We start from the raw sequence: 18,307 nt of genomic DNA, 5'->3' as shown, positions 1-18,307 counted from the left end.
CCAGATGACTCTTTCCCCTCACCTTCCCGGCGCGACCGTGCACCGGATACCGATCGACGGGGTCGAACTCGCCGTGGAGACTCTCGGGCAGGGGCCGGCCGTGCTGCTGCTGCACGGCTTCCCACACACCCGCGCGATCTGGCGCGATGTCGCACCCCGGCTGGCCGCGGCAGGTTTCCGGGCCCTCGCGCCGGACCTGCACGGGCTGGGCGACAGCACACCCGCCGTCCGCGGCTACCAGGCATCCGCGATCGCCACGGACCTGCTCCGAATGTTGGACGTCCTAGGTGACCGCGAGGCACACGTCGTCGGCACCGATCTAGGTGTCACTCCGGCATTCGCCCTGGCAGCATCTTCGCCCGAGCGCGTAACCAGCCTGACCCTGTCCGAAGGGTTGATCGGACTTCTGCCCGGCGCCGAGGCCTTCCTACGACAGGGGCCGCCGTGGTGGTTCGGCTTCCACCAGGCGCCCGGTGGTCTGGCCGAGGACGTCCTGGAGAACTCGGCGGAGCGCTACGTCCGCTTCTTCCTCTCCGCCGGCAGTCGCCGAGGTCTGCCGGCAGACCTTACACGGGTGATCGTCGAGGCATATCGGGGCAAAACGAGTCTCGGCAATGCCTTCGACCACTACCGCGCGGTGCCGGCCACCGCGGAATGGATCGGGAACTGGGCGCAGGACCAGCGACTGACGACGCCGACCCTCGCCATCGGCGGTGGCGCGATCGGCGCGGCCACCGCCCGCCAGCTCGAACCGATCACCGGCTGCCTCACCCAGCACCTGCTTGAGGACTGCGGTCACATCACCCCGATCGACCAGCCGGACGCCTTCGCCGACCTTCTCATTGAGCACGCCCGGGCCGTCTGAGCTCACACCTTCAAGACCCGTCCGGAACAGAGCCGACCGAACCCACAGCAAGGAGCAGATATGAGCCGTGAGCAGCGAGAGGCCATCCGGCAGTTTCGCGCGTCGTCCCCCCTCGACCTCGGCGGGGCGGTCCACGAACAGCGTGCCCTATTCGAGCAGTTGTTGTCCCACCATCCTGTCCCTGAGGACGTCATCGTCACCGAAGCCCACTACGACACGATCCCTGGCCTCTTGGTCGAACTCGCGAAAAAGCCCCGCGTCGGCACCGTCCTGTACTTCCATGGCGGGGCGTATGTCTTCGGGTCGGCGCGCAGCTCGCTGGGGATCGTCGCAGACCTGGCCCGCAGGTCACAGACACGGGTGATCACCATCGACTACCGCTTGGCACCCGAGCATCCCGCCCCTGCCGCCACCGACGACGCGGTACGCGCTTATCGCGCCCTGATCGCCTCCGGCGTCGATCCGCAACGGGTGGCGGTCGCCGGCGAGTCGGCCGGCGGCGGGGTGGCGCTCGGCCTGCTGGCGGCTCTTTCCGCCGCCGACGAGCCGATGCCCGCCGCGGCGTTGCTGTTCTCGCCGTGGGTTGACCTCACACTCAGTGGCGATTCGATGACGGTCAGGGCCGAGGCGGACTTCATCGTGAACCGCACCGCCCTCGAACGCCGCGTGCGTGACTACCTCGGCGACGCATCCGCGGCAGAACAGCACAGCCCGCTGTTCGCGGACCTGCACGGTCTGCCGCCCACGTTGATCCAGGTCGGCTCTGACGAGGTGCTGCTGGACGACTCCACCCGGCTCGCGGCAAGGCTCGTGGCGGCCGACGTGTCGGTGACGCTAGACGTCACCGCGCAGGCGACACACGTCTTCCAGTCATTCGCCGCCTCGTGGGACGAGGCCGACGCGGCGATGACCCGCGCGGCCACATTCGTCCGCACGATGGTGAAGCCGTGAGCAGCAAGCCACCCGCCCGGCGTCGGCATCCGCGCCGGGTGAGCGGTCAGTGGTTGACGGCGCTCATTCCGGCCGAGTTGTAGCGGTCGCCGGCGACCTGGTCGGCGAGGCTGTGGAGCGCGTCGAGGTGGCCGATTCGTCGGGAGGTGCAACGGGCTGACCACCGGAATCACCAAGACGATCAAGCAGAGAAGAAGCATGACGGTCGCGTCCTGAGCCGTTCGCTGCGGAGCTGCACGACAGGCTCCGCCTCGTCGTCCAGCCCCCCGGCAGCGGCGGCCGGAGTGACGGGGTGACCGGCGCACCATACGGCGCGGATGTCGCGGGTGGCCGTGATGTCCCGGGTCGGGTCGCCGTTGACCAGCAACAGGTCGGCCCGCATACCCGGCCGGACGGCGCCCCGGTCGGCCAGGCCGAAGGCGCGGGCGGGCAGCACGGTCGCCGAGCGCAGGATCTCCACCGGCGTCATTCCGGCCCGCGCCATCAGCTCGAATTCGTGATGCAGGCTCTCGCCGTGGGGCACGGGCAGCGGCGCGGACGGCTGGGCGTTCGCGTCCGTCCCGGCGAGGATCTCAATACCGGCCCGGTGCAGACGGCCGACGTCGCCCAGCACCTCCCCCAGGTGGTGGTCCCGCCCAGGCGGCGGGCCGGAGGTCATGAAGGCGGTGAGCAACGCCTCCATCATGGTGATCGTCGGGATGGACCTCTGGCCGGCGCTCCTCATCGCGGCCACGTCGTGCGCCCGGACCCCGCCGGCGATCGGCGTGTGCGTGACGAACTCCGCTCCCGACTCCACGGCCATCGTGTAGGCGCCCGGGGTGGCGGCGTGCACGATCGTCTTGAGCCCGTACTCGCGTGCCGCCTCCACCAGCGCGCGCAGCGCGTCCGCGGGCGGCCCGCCCTCACCGGGAGCCTCGGCGACGCCCTTGATGTAGTCGACACCCTCCGCCGCCCGCGCCTCGACGTGCCGCCGGGCACCGGCTGCCGTCAGGATGACGGCTTCCGGCGGCATTCCCGGCATGCGGGCGTGGTGGCCGCCCGGCCCGATCGCGGGCAGTCCAGCAGTACGGAAGTCGGCCACTCCCCCGGCCTCGCGCAACGAGGCCACCCGCTCCGCCGGCCAGCAGGCCATGTCGAGCCCGGTCGTCACTCCCCAGGCGGCCAGGGCGGCCAGGTTCCCAGGGCCGTGCAGGTGGACATGCGCGTCAATCAGCCCGGGCAGCAGCGCCGCCCCAGCCGCGTCGATCTCCTCCGCCCCTGCGGGATCGTCGCCGATCAGCGCACCGTCGATGACGACGGTACGGGGCTCGCCGAGCCGTTTGCCATCGAAGACCCGCACATTGCGTAAGGCTGTCCGGCCGTCAGTGGACATGGGCCACCCGCCTCAAATAGGGAACAACTTTGTTCACTAACGGAGGCTAGCACGGCGAAGTGCGTGATAATCCGTCCTCATGAGTCCTACCCGCCGCCGCGGAGACGCCCTCACCACCGCGATCTTCCAGGCCGTCCTGAGCGAACTGGCCGAGAGCAACTTCGAGGAGCTGACGTTCGACAAGATCGCCTCCGCGGCCGGGACCGGGAAAGCGGCCTTGTACCGGCGCTGGTCCACCCCGGCCGAACTCGTCCTCGCCGCGCTGAGCGACCCCGCGACCGGCTTCGGCGAACCGCCGGCGCCGCCCGGCACGGGCACACTGCGCGATGACCTGATCGCCCTGCTCGAGCACTTCGTACGGGCGCTCGACGAGCCGCGCGGCCGCGCGCTGCTCCCGCTCATCGCCCACCGCCGCCGCCATCCCGAGCTGTTCGAGCAGGTCCACCGGCTGGTGATCCGCCCGCACCAGGAAGTACTGCTGTCCGTCCTGCGCCAGGCGGTCGAACGCGGCGAAGCCGCACCCGGCAGCCTCACCCCGCGCATTGTCTCTGTCGGGCCACGCCTGATCCTCCTCCAGGCATGGGAGGGCGGTCTCGTGGACTCCGGCGAGATCGCCTCCATCGTCGATGAGGTGCTCATTCCGCTGACCAGGCCATGACCCCCTAGCCGGCATCCCGCAGGGCGGCAGTGCGAGACGAAAGGTGCACGTTGTGAGTCGCCGCCCGTACCGTTGGAAGCCGTCGGCATCTCGCCTCGACGATGCGACGGCCGCTCACTGGACGTGGGGGCTCACTCCGCCCTGGCTGCCTCCAGGCCGGGTACGGACGCGGCCCGGCGCGCGGGCAGCGTCGAGGTCGCCAGCGTCGCCACGGCCGCACCCGCCGCGACCAGCGGGAACAGCCACCACTGTGGGGCCGGGCGCAGGTACGAGCTGCCGCTCGTCAGATGCAGCAGCACCAGCGTACCCATCGCGATCACCAGACCGAGGATCGTGCCGAGGGTGACCACGGCCGCCGCCTCCCAGCGGACGATCGAGCGGATCTGCCTCATGCTCGCGCCCACGGCCCCCAGCAGCCCGAACTCCCGCCTGCGTTCGGCGACGCTCATCGACACCGTGGTCGCCATCCCGAACAGCGCCAGCAACAGCGCCATGCCGACAAGGTGAAGCGCAATGTGGTCCTGCTCTGCGAGATCCCCAAGGGCAAGGAAGGCGAGCCATCCAAGCCACTCACTCTGGACCAGGCCGAAGCCGTCCTCAAGGCGTCCGAGGGCAGCACCCTGCACGCGTACGTCGTCCTGTCGCTCCTACTCGGCGTACGCACGGAGGAACTGCGGGCGCCCACCTGGTCACACCTCAACCTCGACGAGACGCCGCCCGTCATCATGGTCTGGCGCTCGATACGCGAAGGCGGCGACACCAAGACCCGCAAATCCCGCCGCACATTGGCCATGCCCAGACGCTGCGCGGAAGCCCTCAAGCTCCACCGCGAGCGTCAGGAGGTGGCCAAGAAGGCGGCCGGTGACCGGTGGCAGGACAATGACCTCGTCTTCGCGTCCAAGGTCGGCACGGAACTCGACTCGCGCAACGTCCGCCGCTCGTTCCGAGCCGTCCTCAAGAAGGCCGGCCTCAACGCGCAAGAGTGGACGCCGCGCGAGATGCGGCACAGCTTCGTCTCGATGCTCTCTGACTCCGGTATGCCCATCGAGGCCATCTCTCGCCTGGTCGGCCACCGCAACACCAGCGTCACCGAAACCGTCTACCGCAGCAGCTCCGCCCCGTCCTCTTGGAGGGTGCCGCGGCGATGGACCAGATCCTCCGGGACCTGTAGTCACTCAGCAACACAAAAGGCCGCTCCCGATCACTCGGAAGCGGCCTTTGACCTAGGTGGAGATGAGGGGATTCGAACCCCTGACCCCTTCGATGCGAACGAAGTGCGCTACCGGACTGCGCTACATCCCCAAGAACCTCGACCAGATTAGCAAACTCTCCGAGGTCCTCGCGCCATCCCCGTCCCCTCAGTCTCCCACCGCGCGCCGCGGCGGCTCCGCGTACTGGTCGAACAGGGCATCCTCCTGCCGGGCCGCCAGGTCGATGATCTCGGCGCGTTCCTGCTCCGCCGCCAGGCTGGCGGCGCGGCGCTGGTCGCGGAGGCGGCGGGCGCGTTCGGCGCGGGACTGGGCGGCGCGGTCGCGCCGTTCCCGGTCCACCTGTACGGCGATGCGCAGGAACCCCAGGTACGACAGCATGACGACCACCGAGGGCGCCACCCCCCACCACGGCATCATCTTGACCGAGGCCGTCACCACCGAGGCGACCACGAGCAGCCCGGTGAAGAAGAGCAGCCGGCGGCGCCGGGCGACGATGATGGCGCGGCGCCTGACGCGGAACTGGCGCGGGTCCACCCGTTCGCCCTCGACGGCACCCGGCGGCGGTGGTGGCGGTGTGAAAGCGCCTTCCTGGGCTTCCAGGCGCTCCAGGTCGGGCAGTTGGTGCTCGCCGGTGTAGTACTCTTCGAGCTCCGCCAGTTCGGCCAGGTTGGTCTTGTCGCGGCGCAGCCACATGGGCACGAGCACGCACAACCACATGACGACGATGGCGAGGTAGAGGAGGACGCTGCTCACGGCCACCTCCGGGCACGACGAAGACACCCGGGTGTTTTCGGCGTCTTCGATGTGCTCACGTCACGCACCGTAAGACCGCGTGTCACTGATTGACGAGCATTCGGTGCGGTGTGTCGCGAGATCGTCAAACCTCTTCTACCGGAGACCCGCCGTGGGAGGCCGACTCGCGAGCGCGTCGCCACTGCACCAGCAGGCCGCCGGGGACGTCCTCGACGGTCAGCGCGTAACAGATGTGGTCGCGCCAGGCTCCGTCGATGTGGAGCTGACGGCGACGAATGCCTTCTTCCCGGAATCCGAGCTTCTCAACCACCCGGCGGCTGGCCTGGTTCTCGGGGCGGATGTTGGCCTCCAGGCGGTGCAGGCCGGTGGTGAAGAAGCAGTGGTCGACGGCCATGGCCAGCGCCGTGGGCGTGATGCCGCGGCCGGCGAGGGCGCCGTCCACCCAGTAGCCCACCTGGGCGGAGCGGGCCGAGCCCCAGACGATGGCGCCGATGGTGAGCTGCCCGGCGAACCGATCGCCGTACGTGATCACCCACGGTAGCGCCAGACCCTGCCGGGCCTCGCGGCGCAGGGTGCCGACCATGGAGACGTACGGGCCGAGACCGGTCTTGAACAGCGGCGTCTCCGGGTTGCTCGGCTCCCAGGGACGCAGCCAGTCGGCGTTGCGCACTCTCGTATCGCGCCAGACGCGTACGTCGGCCAGCCGCAACGGCCTGAGACCCACGGGACCCTCTTCCAGGGTCGCCGGCCAGCCACGAAGTCGATCCACATCACTCATCATCCCCCCATCGGGGATGTCGCCGCCACGGCTCAGGCGGAGCGCTGGTGGTCGCCGCCGTTGACCTGCTCCACCGCATGTCCGAGAACGGACACGAGTACCGCGACGCCGTCCCGTACGCCTCCCGTGGAGCCGGGGAGGTTGACGATCAGCGTGCGGCCGGCCTGGCCGGCGAGGCCGCGGGAGAGAATCGAGGTGGGAACTTTGTCGCGGTTCACCTGCCTGATCGCTTCGGCTATGCCGGGAATTTCCCGAGATATCACTCGGGCGGTCATCTCCGGCGTCAGGTCGGTGGGCGTCAGCCCCGTCCCGCCTGTCGTCACGATCACGTCGTACGCGGCCGCGACCCCGTCGCGCAGCGCCGCCTCCACGGGCTCGCCGTCCGGCACCACCACGGGCCCGTCCACGGAGCACCCGGCGTCCTCCAGGAGGGACACCAGCAGCGGCCCCGACCGGTCCTCGTACACCCCGGCGGAGGCCCGGTTCGACACCGTCACCACCAGCGCGCGGATCACGGCCGCGTCCAGTGCCCGGTCTTGCCGCCCGTCTTCTCCTCCACCCGCACGTCGCTGATCACCGCGGCGGGGTCCACCGCCTTGACCATGTCGATCAGCGCCAGCGCGGCCACCGACACGGCGGTCAGGGCCTCCATCTCCACGCCGGTACGGTCGGCCGTCTTCACCCGGCAGGTGATCGCGACGCCCTCGTCCTCGACGTCGAGCGTCACCTTCACACCGTGCAGCGCGATCGGGTGGCAGAGCGGGATCAGGTCGGGTGTCCGTTTCGCGCCCATGATGCCGGCGATCCGGGCCACGCCCAGCGCGTCGCCCTTGGGCACCTCGCCCGAGCGCAGCAACGCGACGGCCTCCGGCGACAGCAGCACCCGCCCGGTGGCGGTGGCGGTGCGCGCCCCGATGTCCTTGCCGGACACGTCCACCATGCGTGCCGCGCCCGTTTCGTCCAGGTGCGTGAACTCACTCACCGAAGGTTCACCTTCCGACAGGTCACAGGGGGATCACCTCGACGGCCGTGCCCGCCGGCACCTCCGTCACGTCCTCGGGCACCACGATCAGCGCGTTCGCCGAGGCCAGCGCCGCGAGCTGGTGGGAGCCCTGCCCGCGCACCGGCGTCACGGTGCCGTCCGACGCCAGCACGCCGCGCAGGAACGAGCGCCGCCCCGACGGCGAGCGCAGCGGGCCGACGACGTGCGCGGTCACGGTCTCGGGCGCCTCGGCGTCCAGGCCGCGCATCTTCCGCAGCGCCGGCCGTACGAACAGCATGAACGACACGAACGACGAGACCGGATTGCCGGGCAACGCGAAGATCGGCACCTGGTCCTCCCCCACGACGCCGAATCCCTGGGGCATCCCCGGCTGCATGGCGACCTTCTCGAACCGGACGGTGCCGAGCGGCGCGAGCGCCTCCTTGACGGGTTCGTAGGCGCCCATCGAGACGCCGCCGCTCGTGACGACGGCGTCGGCGCGCAGGAGCTGCGAGTCGAGCTGGTCGAGGAACACGGCGGGGTCGTCGCTCACCGTGGGGGCCCGGAAGCCCTCCGCCCCGGTGGCCCGGACCGCGGCCGTGAGCGTGAAGCTGTTGGAATCCCAGATCTGCCCGGGCTGGAGCTCGGTACCCGGCTCGGCCAGCTCGGCGCCCGTCGACAGCACGACGACCCGCGGCAGCGGACGCGCCAGCACGCGCCGGCGGCCCACCCCGGCGATGATGCCGAGCTGGGCGGGGCCGATCACGGTCCCCGCCTCCAGGACGACGTCGCCGGCCCCTACGTCTTCGCCGGCCCGCCGGATGGCGTTGCCCTCGGGAGCCGTGCGCTCGATCGTGACCGTGACCGTGCCGCCGTCCGTCCACTCCACCGGCACGACGGTGTCGGCGCCGGCGGGCACGGGAGCGCCCGTCATGATCCGTACGGCGTGCCCGGGCCCGACCGCCCGCAGCTCGCCGGAGCCGGCCGCCACGTCGTCCACCACCGGCAGCCTGACCGGCGCCTCGGCGATGTCGGCGGCGCGGACGGCATAGCCGTCCATGGCCGAGTTGTCGAACGGCGGAAGCGGCACCGGCGAGGTCACCTCCTCGGCCAGTGTCGTGCCGAGCGCCCGCTCCAGCTCCAGCTCCAGGGGCGCCAGCGGGCGTACGGTGGCCAGGATGTCGGCGAGATGCGCGTCGACCGACTTCATCGAGGTCAACCGATCTCGTCGAGGAACTCGCGCAGCCACGGCACGAACTCCGGGGCCAGATCCTCCCGGTCCGCCGCGAACTTCACCACGGTGCGCAGATAGTCGAGCTTGTCGCCGGTGTCGTAACGGCGCCCGCGGAACAGCACGCCGTGGACCGGCCCGCCCTGGTCGGAGCTACGGCCGGCGAGCGTGCGGAGCGCGTCGGTGAGCTGGATCTCGTTGCCGCGGCCGGGCGGGGTGTTCTCCAGCACCTCGAACACCGCGGGGTCGATGACGTACCGGCCGATGACCGCCCAGTTGGACGGCGCCTCGTCGACCGACGGCTTCTCCACCAGGTCCGTGACGCGCACGACGTCCGACTCGTCGGTCGCCTCGATCGTCGCCACGCCGTACAGGGAGACCTGGTCCTTCGGCACCTCCATGAGCGCGATGACGCTGCCGCCGTACGTGCCGCGCACCTCGATCATGCGCTGGAGCAGGTGGTCGCGGTAGTCGATCAGGTCGTCGCCGAGCAGGCAGGCGAACGGGTGGTCGCCCACGTGCTGCTTGGCGCAGAGCACCGCGTGGCCGAGGCCCTTCGGCTGGCCCTGCCGTACGTAGTGGAGCGTGGCCAGCGAGGCCGGCTCGCGAACCTGGGACAACCGGTGCTCGTCGCCCTTGGCTTCGAGCACCTCCTCCAGCTCGAACGCGCGGTCGAAGTGGTCCTCGATCGACCGTTTGTTCTTGCCCGTCACCATGAGGACGTCCAGGAGCCCGGCGGAGGCGGCCTCTTCGACGACATACTGGATGGCGGGCTTGTCGACGATGGGCAACATCTCCTTGGGTGTCGCCTTGGTCGCCGGAAGGAACCGGGTGCCCAGACCCGCGGCGGGCACGACGGCTTTCGTCACAGGGTCGAAGTCAGCCATGAGTAGACCCTAGTGGAGGGACCTGTGGACAAGCTGAACCTGCGCCGCGAAGTGATGTCGTCACGTGCTTCACTCTCCCCAGAACAGCTCCGGACGAACGCCTCCAAAGTCCGCGAAACACTGCTTGACCAGCCGTGGGTCCAGATGGCCGGGCTCGTCGCCTGTTACTGGTCGGTGGACACGGAGCCGGGGACGCACGGGCTGGTGTTCGCGCTGTGGAAGCACGGGGCGACCGTGATCCTGCCGGTCCTGAAGGAGGACCACGACCTCGACTGGGCGGTGTACGACGGGCCCGACACGCTCGCGCCCGGCCGGTACGGGGTCATGGAGCCGGTGGACACGCGCCGCGGCGTCGACGCGATCCGCACCGCCGCCCTGGTCATCGTCCCCGCGCTGGCCGTGGACAGGCTGACGGGGGTTCGGCTGGGCCGGGGCGGCGGCTCCTACGACCGCGCCCTGGCCCGCGTCGGCCCGAACGTGCCCACCGTCGCGCTGCTCCACCCCGGCGAGCTGGTCGACGGGGTTCCGGCCGAGCCGCATGACCAGCGGGTGGGCTGGGCGATCAGTCCCGAGGAACTCACTAGGCTTATGTGACCGAACGTACGAGAGGGGGCCAGATGCCACTTGATGTCTGGCTTCTGATCGGGGCGGCGATCGTCATCGCCGCCATCGTCTCGGTACGGATCGCGCACCGCAGCGGTCTGCCCAGTCTGTTGCTGTTCCTGGGGTTCGGGCTGGTTCTGGGCGAGTCGGGGTTCGGCATCCCGTTCGACAACCCCGACCTGGCCAAGCAGATCGGCATGACGGCGCTGGCCGTGATCCTGGCCGAGGGCGGTCTGACCACGAGCTGGAGCCATGTGCGCCGGGCGGTGCCGCTGGCGCTGATCCTCGCCACCGTGGGCGTCGCGGTCAGCATCGTGGTGCTGGCGCTGGCCGTCCACGTGCTGCTCGGGTTCGAGCCGATCACCGCGCTCATCCTGGGCGCGGTGCTGGCGCCCACCGACGCCGCCGCCGTCTTCTCCGTGCTGCGCCGGCTGCCCGTGCCGCCACGGCTCGCGGGCGTGCTGGAGGCCGAGTCGGGCTTCAACGACGCCCCGACCGTGATCGCCGTGATGCTGCTGAGCGCCGCCGCCCACCAGACGCCGTCGATCGGCACGTTCCTGCTGGAGACCGGGGTCGAGCTGGCCATCGGCGCCGCCGTCGGCCTGGCCGTCGGCCCCGCGGGCGCGTACGCGCTGCGCCGCATCGCGCTGCCCGCCTCGGGCCTGTACCCGATCGCCGTACTGGCGCTGACCTTCGTCTCGTACGGCGGCGCGGTGCTGCTGCACGGCTCCGGCTTCCTGGCGATCTACCTGACGGCCCTCATCCTCGGCAACTCCCGGCTGCCGCACCGGGCGGCGACCAGGGGCTTCGCCGAGGGGGCGGCGTGGCTGGCGCAGATCGGGCTGTTCGTCATGCTGGGACTGCTGGCCAGCCCGCAGGAGATGCCGTCGTCGATCGTGCCCGGCCTCATCGCCGGGACCGTCCTGGTGCTGCTGGCCCGGCCGGTGTCCGTGCTGTTCAGCTCGGTGCTGGCGCGGGTGGTGCGAGTCGCGCGGGTGAGCTGGCGGGAGCAGGCGTTCCTGTCGTGGGCGGGTCTGCGCGGCGCCATCCCCATCGTTCTGGCGACCATCCCGTGGGCGGCGGGCGTCGAGGGGTCGAAGGACGTCTTCAACGAGGTGTTCATCATCGTCATCGTGTTCACGCTGCTGCAGGGGCCCACGCTGCCGTACGTGGCCCGGATGCTGGGCGTGACCGCCCCCGGCGAGGCGCACGACCTGGAGGTCGAGTCGGCCCCGCTGGAGGAGCTCCAGGCCGACCTGCTGCAGGTACGGATCCCGGCCGGCTCCAAGCTGCACGGCGTGGAGCTGTTCGAGCTGCGGCTCCCGGCGGGCGCCGCGGTGACGCTCGTCGTCCGCGACGGCCGCTCGTTCGTCCCCTCGGGCACCACCCAGGTACACGCCGATGACCAGCTCCTCGTGGTCACCACCGCCTCCTGCCGCGACCAGGTGGAGCGCCGGCTGCGCGCCGTCAGCCGCCGCGGCAAGCTGGCCGGATGGTACGGGGAGCGGGGACTGGAATAGTCAATTGACGGTATCGGTTACCATTAGCAGTCGCATAGCTCGAGTGCCAGAGCAAGCCTGAAGGAGGAGCGCGTGCCGACCTACCAGTACGCCTGCAACGACTGCGGTGAGCAGCTCGAGGTCGTCCAGAAGTTCACCGACGAGGCGCTGACGGTCTGCCCCGCCTGCCAGGGCAACCTGCGCAAGGTGTTCTCGGCGGTCGGCATCGTGTTCAAGGGCTCCGGCTTCTACCGCACGGACAGCCGCTCGTCGTCGTCATCCACGTCCCCCGCCTCGTCCTCGTCTTCCTCTTCGTCGTCGTCTTCTACGTCGTCGTCGTCGAGCAAGAGCGAGTCGTCGTCTTCGTCGACGTCCTCCACCCCGAGCACAGCCGCGGCCGCCGCCACCAACTGACCCTGGGCCGGCGCTCGGGCGACCCCAAGCACACAACGCTGGTACGGCGTCTCGTCAGGCCGCGCACAACATGAGACGCCAGCCCAGCCGTAGCACTGTGCCCGCGACCTGACGCTCGTAGGCCCGGCAAGCACCACGCACGCCCGTCCCGGCCCGCGAACGCGCACCGCGTTCGCCGCTCGCCGCTCGCCGGGCGAGCACACCCTCTGGCCGGGCAATGCGCACGCCCCTGGGCGGCGGGGCGAACAGCCGAAACGCGCGCTTTCGAACGGCGACGCACCAGCAACGCTGCCCCAGCGGCCCCGGCCGCCCCGGCCGGCCCGGCCGCCCCGACGCGGGGCTGCCGCACAAATCGCGAGCCCTTCGGCCGCCCAGGACCGCGACGAGCTGCTCGCCACCCTGGAGTCCCAACACATCCGGGTCGCTTGTCTCGATCTGCCACGCCAGCCACTGCTCGGGCGTCACAATGTTGTCCGCGGCCATCGCTTGCTCCTTCAGTCCAGGTCAAAACTCGAAGGATCACTCGATGGCCGTCCTCATTCCACGAAGCCACGCCCACCGGGTCAGCCTCGTCCACCCCCAGTGGTCGCAACCGAGCAACGCTGGACATCGAGGCACGCGCAACGCCGAACCGACCGTTCGCGCGCCCCTCGCCGCTCGCTCCGCCAGTGCGACGCCCCTCGCCGCCGACCGTCATCAACGTGGCCGATCGGCATGCGCCCCCAGCAGCTCCGGCGTGATCCGCTCACACAACCGCTCCAACTGCGGGCTGTCCCCCCAATCCGCCACCAATCCCCGCAGGCTCTCAAGCGACGACCGTGTAAGCCGCCCCGCCGCCATCCGGCCCTCACCGGTCAGCCGCAGACGGTCTTCATCGTCCGACCGCTGCACCAGCCCCCGCTCGACGAGCTGATCCACGTACGGCCGGCCGGTGGCCCTGCTGACATCGGCCCGGCACGCCAGTTCCGCCGCCTCCACCCATCCCTTCCCGTCGAGCCTGGCGATGATCCACACGCCCTGCGGCGCGATGCCGTCCAGCCCGGCCAGCGAGCCGAGCCGGGCGTAGAAGCCCCGGCGCAGGTCGGCGTCCGCCAGCCGTACCAGACCTCGTTCGACCTCGGCCAGTGAGGAGCGTTCGGCGGAGGTGGCGCCGAGCCCTTCTCCCAGGTCGGCGGCCTTGGTGGTCTCCCGGAGCTGCTGCTGCGGGATGAGCCAGGTGAGCGCGAACGCCACCAGCATGATCGGCGCCGCCACCTTGAAGACGGTGGCGATCGCGTCGGCGTAGACGTGCAAGAAGTCGGCCGCGAGCTCGGGCGGCAGCCGCTGGATGGCCGTCGGGTCCTGCTGCACTTGGGCAGGGTCGAACCCCGGCGGCAACCGCGTCCTGGCGAGCAGCCTGGACAGATCGTCGTTGAGCCGGGAGGAGAAGACGGAGCCGAGAGTGGCGACACCGAACGCACCGCCGATCGACCGGAAGAACGTCACGCCCGACGTGGCCACGCCGAGATCCTTGAAGTCGACGGCGTTCTGAACGATGATCACCAGCACCTGCATGGTCATCCCGAGCCCCATGCCGAGCACCAGGAGGTCCACACTCATCGTCCACAGGCTGCTGTGCTCGGTCAGCATGGAGAGCATGAACAGGCCGACCGTGGCGAACGCGGTGCCGGTGATGGGCAGGTAGCGATACTTGCCGGTCCTACTGATGATCTGTCCCGAGATGATGGACATGGTGAGCATGCCGGCCATCATCGGCAGCAGGTGAAGGCCCGAAAGAGTCGGCGTGACCCCGTGGACCGCCTGGAGGTACAGCGGAAGGTACGTGAGCGCGCCGAACATCGCGAACCCCACGACGAACCCCACGGCCGACGACATCGTGAACGCCCTGATCCTGAACAGCTCCAGCGGCAGCACCGGCTCACGCGCCCGCCGCTCCGCCGCCGCCCACGCGACCAGCAGGACGACCGCCGCGCCGGCCAGCCCGAGGATCACCGGATCGCTCCACGGATACGTGGTGCCGCCCCAGGTCGTCAGCAGGACCAGGCACGAGGTGGCGCCGCCGAGCAGCACCACACCCGCGAAGTCGATCCTGTGCCGGGTCTGCGACTTGTCGTTGGGCAGGCCGGCGACGATGACGAACAGCGCGACGGCGCCGAGCGGCAGGTTGATGTAGAACACCCAGTGCCACGACAGATGGTCCACGAACAGGCCGCCGAGCAGCGGTCCCACCACGCTCGCGACGGCGAAGACCCCGCCGAACCACCCTTGGTACTTCCCCCGCTCGCGCGCCGAGACGACGTCGCCCACGATGGCCTGCGCCAGCACCATCAGGCCCCCGCCGCCGAGACCCTGGAGGGAGCGGTAGGCGATGAGCTGCCCCATGCTGGAGCTGAGACCGCACAGCGCCGAACCGACGAGGAAGATGACGATGGCGGCCACGAACAGGTACTTGCGCCCGAACTGGTCGCCCAGCTTCCCCCACAGCGGCGTGGACACGGTCGAGGCCAGCAGATAGCCCGTCACGACCCAGGACAGCTCCTCCAGGCCGCCCAGGTCGCTCACGATCGTCGGCAACGCGGTGGACACGATCGTCTGATCGAGCGCCGCCAGCAACATGCCGAGCATGAGCGCGACGATGATGAACGCGAGACCCCTTCGCCTCATGGGCCGATCCTACTCACCGTTATCTCGTGATCACTCCTCGCCAAGGTCGCTTATCCACAGAACCCTGTTCTGCCGTCCCCTTGTCCACAGACCGCCGTTCCAGCCGCGTTCCCCACCACCCGCCCCCGCTAATCTCAGCGCCATGCTCACTCGCGCAGACATCGGCGTCATCGGCGGATCCGGCCTCTACTCCCTGCTGGACGACGCGGAGGAGATCCAGGTCCCCACCCCGTACGGCCCGCCCAGCGACATCGTCACCGTCGGACGGATCGGTTCGCGCTCCGTCGCCTTCATCCCCCGGCACGGCCGCGACCACCGGTTCCCGCCCCACCGCATCCCCTATCGCGCCAACCTGTGGGCACTCCGCTCGCTCGGCGTGAGACAGGTGCTCGCTCCCAGCGCCGTCGGCTCCCTGCGCGCCGAGCACGGGCCCGGGACTCTCGTCATCCCCGACCAGCTCGTCGACCGCACGTCCGGCAGAGCGCAGACCTATTACGACGCGGGCCACGCGGTGCACGTCTCCTTCGCCGACCCCTACTGCCCCTCGGGCCGCGCGGTCGCCATCGAGGCGGCCAGGTCAAACGGCTGGGAAACGGTCGACGGCGGCACCCTCGTGGTCATCGAAGGCCCGCGGTTCTCCACGCGCGCGGAGTCGCGCTGGTTCGCCTCCAACGGCTGGACGATCGTCGGCATGACCGGATTCCCCGAGTCCGTCCTGGCCCGCGAGCTTGCGCTCTGCTACACCTCCCTCTCCTTGGTGACCGACCACGACGCGGGCGTCGAGGCAGGTGAGGGCGTGACCCACGAGGAGGTGATGAAGTTCTTCGCCCAGAACGTGACCCGCATGCGCACTTTGGTCGCCGACACGGTCGAAGCCCTGCCCACCGAACCCACGTGCCCATGCGGCTCCACCTTGGACGGTCTCGACCTGCCTTTCGAGCTCCCATGACCGCCCTCCAGGCCCTCGCACCCACCACACCCGGCCGTTCGACCCCGGCCACCGGCGGGCTGCAGCCCCTACACACCCTCGGCGAACCAACCCCGCCGCAGCCCCACGCGGATCGACCGGCCGCCGAGCGCCCCGGCTGGACCGGCCCGGCCGGGCAGGCCAACCACCCAAGGCGGTCAGCCTGAGATGACGGAGCCAGGCAACCGCAAGCCCGGCCGTCTGAGTCCCTCAGCAGCAACGATCCTGAACCTCAGCGGCAACCGAAGCCGACGACCCGGTGGGCGCATCCCGAAAACGGATGGAGCGAGCAGAAGACCAGGCCGGTGGGCCCGGCGCAGCCGACGGCGCCTCATCGCCGCCGTCCTGGCCGGCATCGCCGTCCTCCTGGGCTACGCGGCCATGCGCCCCGACCCCGCTCCTACGGTGCTGGTGGCCGCCCGCGACCTGGCCCCAGGAGTGCTCCGTCCCGGTGACGTACGCGCTGTCTCCCTCGCACCGCCCCCCGACGGAGCCCTGCGGACCGGAGCCGTCGGCCGCGTCCTCGCCGGCCCCATGCGCCGCGGCGAGCCGTTCACCGACGCCCGCCTGCTCCACTCGCTCCATCTGCCGGCCGGAACGGTGGCGACACCGGTACGCATCGCGGACGCCGACGTGGCGAGCCTGCTCTCCCCCGGCTCGACCATCGCCGTGCTGGCGGCCTGGGAAGGCCAATCCGCTCAGCTGGTGGCCGACGACGTCACGGTCGTCACCATCCCGAAGGCCACGGACGAGCACGACGCCCTGCTGGTCCTCGCCACCACACCGGACCAGGCGGGCCGGCTGGCGGCAGCCCAGGCGTCCGGCCGCCTCTCCATCACCATCAAACCAACCTGAGCCACGCACCCTGACCACGACGCCACAACTCAGCACCAGAGCCGATGGCCGACGAAGCAGGCCAACTGGCAGAGAGCCTGTACGGGGGCCGGCCGGCCAAGCCACGCCGCAGGAGCCACCACCCGAACCACCGCCACCGATACGACGGACGCTCTACAACAGGGAGTCGATCTTCGGGTTGTACTCCCAGTGCCACGGCTCGAACGGGCTGCTGTACGCCCAGGCCGGATGGAACCACCCGTACCTCTTGGAGTTCTGCTCCATCCACACGAACTCCGCCGACTTGTACCTCTCCACCCCACCACAGAGATCGACGGCCAGGCCAAGCCCATGATTGCTACGCCCAGGCACCGCGGCGAACCCCGGCCGCCGGTAGTACACCGACTGCTGCGCGGCAAGGCTGCGATAGGCGTCGGTCACACACATCTGCCTGCCGAACCGCCGGCGGTACGCCTCGTTCAGGCTGACGAACGCGATGGCGGCATCGGCCCGCAGGCTGTGCCCCTTCTGCTGCAACGGGCAGAGCATGGCCTGGGGAATCAGCCCGTTCGGGAAGGAGTTGGCCGTCGCGGCCCGAAGCGGGTTGCAGCTCAGCGCCGCCCGCCCCACCTTGTCGATCTTGATACCGAGCTTCACCAGGGCAGCGGTCAACGACTTGACGATCTTGTCCGAGCGCTGCCGCAACGTGTCCACCTCGGCCGACATCTGCGCCTCGGCCAGCAGGTTGTTCGCCCTGATCTCCTGCGCCTCGGCCGCCAGCCGTTGCGCCTCCCGGGCCAGCGCGGCGGTCCGCTCGACGGAGTGCTGCTTGACCTGCACGATGTACGTCGCATAGGTCATCGCCCGCAGCGAGTTCGCGTTCGCGTCACCCGACAAGAACGGCGCGACGCCATCGCCGCTGACCGGCTGCTGGTACAGCAGCTCCGCCATCTGCGCCACCGGCTGGCGGATCCGCGCGAGGTTCCGGTCGGCCTCCTGGAGCTTGTCCAGCTTGGCCTTCAGATCCTTCTCAGCCGCCGCGATGTCCGCCCGGCGCTTCTCCAGCGCCTTGGTGGCGTCCTCCAGCTCCTTGGCCGACTTCTCGGCCTCTTTCCGCAACGCGGCAAGATCAGCCGGGTCCTTGTTCTCCGCCCGTTCCGCACGGTCGGCGCGCCCGGTAACGGCCTGAGCAGGAGGAGGCATCGCGACCAGAGAAGCCATCACCATGACGACCGCGATCAGACCCGCTGATCGAGGGGATGGCACGTCCGACTCCTCCGTTTGCGAACTCGTTACCTGGGTCAGGCACGCACGTTACTACAGCCCCCGGAGTGCCCGGACCTAACTCCGGCGACCCGTTATGACACAAAAGCGCACTTTGTACGCCCACCCTGCCGGGACCGGCGCGAACACCGGAACAAGATCGACACCCATATCCCGAACTACGCTCACCATCGCCACCGGGTTCGCCCACCGAAGACAGAAAGCCCCGGCCATAAGCCCCGCCGGAGGCGGTGATCACAGCACCCGCCGACGAAGGCCCAGAGCCCGCCCGGGCCCACTCGAACCCTCGCCCGCCACCACCACCGCCTCCACGCAGACCTAGCGAACGGGGCAGACCTAGCGAACGGGCGAATC

At 70.1% G+C, this 18,307-nt stretch carries 18 protein-coding genes, 1 tRNA gene and 1 pseudogene; 9 read left to right on the top strand and 11 right to left on the bottom strand.

Annotated features, from left to right (window positions below; genetic code table 11):
* The first annotated feature begins 4 nt into the window (after nucleotides 1–4).
* Both MTP10_RS13825 and MTP10_RS13820 read left to right on the top strand, forming a co-directional pair.
* On the top strand, nucleotides 5–865 hold the full coding sequence (locus MTP10_RS13825) for an alpha/beta hydrolase (RefSeq protein WP_310709763.1): 861 nt from the start codon (nucleotides 5–7) through the stop codon (nucleotides 863–865).
* A 60-nt stretch (nucleotides 866–925) separates the two neighbouring features.
* The gene (locus tag MTP10_RS13820; protein ID WP_310709547.1) at nucleotides 926–1,816 is read left to right on the top strand and encodes an alpha/beta hydrolase; all 891 of its coding nucleotides are present in this window, start codon (nucleotides 926–928) and stop codon (nucleotides 1,814–1,816) included.
* Nucleotides 1,817–1,997: 181 nt separating this feature from the next.
* Here MTP10_RS13820 and MTP10_RS13815 read toward each other — a convergent pair whose 3' ends face one another.
* Nucleotides 1,998–3,155 carry an amidohydrolase family protein gene (locus MTP10_RS13815; RefSeq protein WP_310709546.1) on the bottom strand — a complete coding sequence of 386 codons (1,158 nt, stop codon included), beginning with the start codon at nucleotides 3,153–3,155 and terminating at the stop codon, nucleotides 1,998–2,000.
* A gap of 112 nt (nucleotides 3,156–3,267) precedes the next feature.
* On the opposite strand from MTP10_RS13815, the gene MTP10_RS13810 reads away from it, so the two are divergent.
* Nucleotides 3,268–3,846 carry a TetR/AcrR family transcriptional regulator gene (locus tag MTP10_RS13810; protein ID WP_310709545.1) on the top strand — a complete coding sequence of 193 codons (579 nt, stop codon included), beginning with the start codon at nucleotides 3,268–3,270 and terminating at the stop codon, nucleotides 3,844–3,846.
* Between the two features lie 131 nt (nucleotides 3,847–3,977).
* On the opposite strand, the gene MTP10_RS13805 is transcribed toward MTP10_RS13810, so the two are convergent.
* Nucleotides 3,978–4,340 carry an FtsX-like permease family protein gene (locus MTP10_RS13805; protein WP_310709544.1) on the bottom strand — a complete coding sequence of 121 codons (363 nt, stop codon included), beginning with the start codon at nucleotides 4,338–4,340 and terminating at the stop codon, nucleotides 3,978–3,980.
* 9 nt (nucleotides 4,341–4,349) lie between these two features.
* Here MTP10_RS13805 and xerC point away from each other — a divergent pair.
* Nucleotides 4,350–4,898: pseudogene (gene xerC / locus MTP10_RS13800) on the top strand (tyrosine recombinase XerC); the annotation flags it as partial.
* A 176-nt stretch (nucleotides 4,899–5,074) separates the two neighbouring features.
* Here the strand turns inward: xerC and MTP10_RS13795 are convergent.
* The 7 genes from MTP10_RS13795 to galU form a co-directional block, all read right to left on the bottom strand.
* Nucleotides 5,075–5,148: transfer RNA gene (locus MTP10_RS13795), tRNA-Ala, on the bottom strand.
* A gap of 56 nt (nucleotides 5,149–5,204) precedes the next feature.
* Nucleotides 5,205–5,810, bottom strand: a complete 606-nt coding sequence (locus MTP10_RS13790) for a hypothetical protein (RefSeq protein ID WP_310709543.1) — start codon at nucleotides 5,808–5,810, stop codon at nucleotides 5,205–5,207.
* 124 nt (nucleotides 5,811–5,934) lie between these two features.
* On the bottom strand, nucleotides 5,935–6,588 hold the full coding sequence (locus MTP10_RS13785; RefSeq protein ID WP_397334459.1) for a GNAT family N-acetyltransferase: 654 nt from the start codon (nucleotides 6,586–6,588) through the stop codon (nucleotides 5,935–5,937).
* Nucleotides 6,589–6,620: 32 nt separating this feature from the next.
* Nucleotides 6,621–7,103, bottom strand: a complete 483-nt coding sequence (locus tag MTP10_RS13780; RefSeq protein WP_310709541.1) for a MogA/MoaB family molybdenum cofactor biosynthesis protein — start codon at nucleotides 7,101–7,103, stop codon at nucleotides 6,621–6,623.
* Complete coding sequence (moaC, locus tag MTP10_RS13775; RefSeq protein WP_310709540.1) at nucleotides 7,100–7,570, bottom strand: cyclic pyranopterin monophosphate synthase MoaC; 471 nt, start codon at nucleotides 7,568–7,570, stop codon at nucleotides 7,100–7,102. The genes MTP10_RS13780 and moaC overlap by 4 nt, the downstream gene beginning before the upstream one ends.
* 22 nt (nucleotides 7,571–7,592) lie before the next feature.
* Complete coding sequence (gene glp / locus MTP10_RS13770) at nucleotides 7,593–8,780, bottom strand: gephyrin-like molybdotransferase Glp (RefSeq protein WP_310709539.1); 1,188 nt, start codon at nucleotides 8,778–8,780, stop codon at nucleotides 7,593–7,595.
* A gap of 5 nt (nucleotides 8,781–8,785) precedes the next feature.
* Nucleotides 8,786–9,688 carry a UTP--glucose-1-phosphate uridylyltransferase GalU gene (galU, locus tag MTP10_RS13765; RefSeq protein ID WP_310709538.1) on the bottom strand — a complete coding sequence of 301 codons (903 nt, stop codon included), beginning with the start codon at nucleotides 9,686–9,688 and terminating at the stop codon, nucleotides 8,786–8,788.
* Nucleotides 9,689–9,712: 24 nt separating this feature from the next.
* Here galU and MTP10_RS13760 point away from each other — a divergent pair, with 24 nt between their 5' ends.
* The 3 genes from MTP10_RS13760 (at nucleotide 9,713) to MTP10_RS13750 (ending at nucleotide 12,204) form a co-directional block, all read left to right on the top strand.
* Complete coding sequence (locus MTP10_RS13760) at nucleotides 9,713–10,282, top strand: 5-formyltetrahydrofolate cyclo-ligase (protein WP_310709537.1); 570 nt, start codon at nucleotides 9,713–9,715, stop codon at nucleotides 10,280–10,282.
* Between the two features lie 23 nt (nucleotides 10,283–10,305).
* Nucleotides 10,306–11,811: a potassium/proton antiporter gene (locus tag MTP10_RS13755; protein ID WP_310709536.1), complete on the top strand. Its 1,506-nt coding sequence runs from the start codon at nucleotides 10,306–10,308 to the stop codon at nucleotides 11,809–11,811.
* 72 nt (nucleotides 11,812–11,883) lie between these two features.
* Nucleotides 11,884–12,204 (top strand): FmdB family zinc ribbon protein, encoded by a 321-nt coding sequence (locus MTP10_RS13750; RefSeq protein ID WP_310709535.1) that lies wholly within the window; start codon nucleotides 11,884–11,886, stop codon nucleotides 12,202–12,204.
* 696 nt (nucleotides 12,205–12,900) lie between these two features.
* Here the strand turns inward: MTP10_RS13750 and MTP10_RS13745 are convergent.
* Nucleotides 12,901–14,868, bottom strand: a complete 1,968-nt coding sequence (locus MTP10_RS13745) for an MFS transporter (protein ID WP_310709534.1) — start codon at nucleotides 14,866–14,868, stop codon at nucleotides 12,901–12,903.
* 142 nt (nucleotides 14,869–15,010) lie between these two features.
* Between MTP10_RS13745 and MTP10_RS13740 the strand changes: the two genes are divergently transcribed.
* Together MTP10_RS13740 and MTP10_RS13735 are read left to right on the top strand one after the other, a co-directional pair.
* Nucleotides 15,011–15,817 (top strand): S-methyl-5'-thioadenosine phosphorylase, encoded by an 807-nt coding sequence (locus MTP10_RS13740; RefSeq protein WP_310709533.1) that lies wholly within the window; start codon nucleotides 15,011–15,013, stop codon nucleotides 15,815–15,817.
* A gap of 399 nt (nucleotides 15,818–16,216) precedes the next feature.
* On the top strand, nucleotides 16,217–16,690 hold the full coding sequence (locus MTP10_RS13735; RefSeq protein WP_310709532.1) for an SAF domain-containing protein: 474 nt from the start codon (nucleotides 16,217–16,219) through the stop codon (nucleotides 16,688–16,690).
* A gap of 153 nt (nucleotides 16,691–16,843) precedes the next feature.
* Here the strand turns inward: MTP10_RS13735 and MTP10_RS13730 are convergent, their stop codons facing one another.
* On the bottom strand, nucleotides 16,844–17,935 hold the full coding sequence (locus tag MTP10_RS13730; protein ID WP_310709531.1) for a D-alanyl-D-alanine carboxypeptidase family protein: 1,092 nt from the start codon (nucleotides 17,933–17,935) through the stop codon (nucleotides 16,844–16,846).
* Between the last annotated feature and the right edge of the window lie 372 nt (nucleotides 17,936–18,307).

The sequence above is a fragment of the Nonomuraea sp. 3-1Str genome (assembly GCF_031570565.1).
Lineage (GTDB): Bacteria > Actinomycetota > Actinomycetes > Streptosporangiales > Streptosporangiaceae > Nonomuraea.
This window is presented reverse-complemented; position numbering and strand designations above follow the sequence as displayed.

What these genes read in the sequence shown, in the direction of transcription:
- galU (WP_310709538.1), bottom strand. Translation starts at nt 9,688, where the DNA reads ATGGCTGACTTCGACCCTGTGACGAAAGCCGTCGTGCCCGCCGCGGGT.
- MTP10_RS13785 (WP_397334459.1), bottom strand. Translation starts at nt 6,588, where the DNA reads ATGAGTGATGTGGATCGACTTCGTGGCTGGCCGGCGACCCTGGAAGAG.
- MTP10_RS13735 (WP_310709532.1), top strand. Translation starts at nt 16,217, where the DNA reads ATGCGCCCCGACCCCGCTCCTACGGTGCTGGTGGCCGCCCGCGACCTG.
- MTP10_RS13825 (WP_310709763.1), top strand. Translation starts at nt 5, where the DNA reads ATGACTCTTTCCCCTCACCTTCCCGGCGCGACCGTGCACCGGATACCG.
- MTP10_RS13805 (WP_310709544.1), bottom strand. Translation starts at nt 4,340, where the DNA reads ATGGCGCTGTTGCTGGCGCTGTTCGGGATGGCGACCACGGTGTCGATG.
- MTP10_RS13740 (WP_310709533.1), top strand. Translation starts at nt 15,011, where the DNA reads ATGCTCACTCGCGCAGACATCGGCGTCATCGGCGGATCCGGCCTCTAC.
- MTP10_RS13755 (WP_310709536.1), top strand. Translation starts at nt 10,306, where the DNA reads ATGCCACTTGATGTCTGGCTTCTGATCGGGGCGGCGATCGTCATCGCC.
- MTP10_RS13820 (WP_310709547.1), top strand. Translation starts at nt 926, where the DNA reads ATGAGCCGTGAGCAGCGAGAGGCCATCCGGCAGTTTCGCGCGTCGTCC.
- glp (WP_310709539.1), bottom strand. Translation starts at nt 8,780, where the DNA reads ATGAAGTCGGTCGACGCGCATCTCGCCGACATCCTGGCCACCGTACGC.
- MTP10_RS13810 (WP_310709545.1), top strand. Translation starts at nt 3,268, where the DNA reads ATGAGTCCTACCCGCCGCCGCGGAGACGCCCTCACCACCGCGATCTTC.
- MTP10_RS13745 (WP_310709534.1), bottom strand. Translation starts at nt 14,868, where the DNA reads ATGAGGCGAAGGGGTCTCGCGTTCATCATCGTCGCGCTCATGCTCGGC.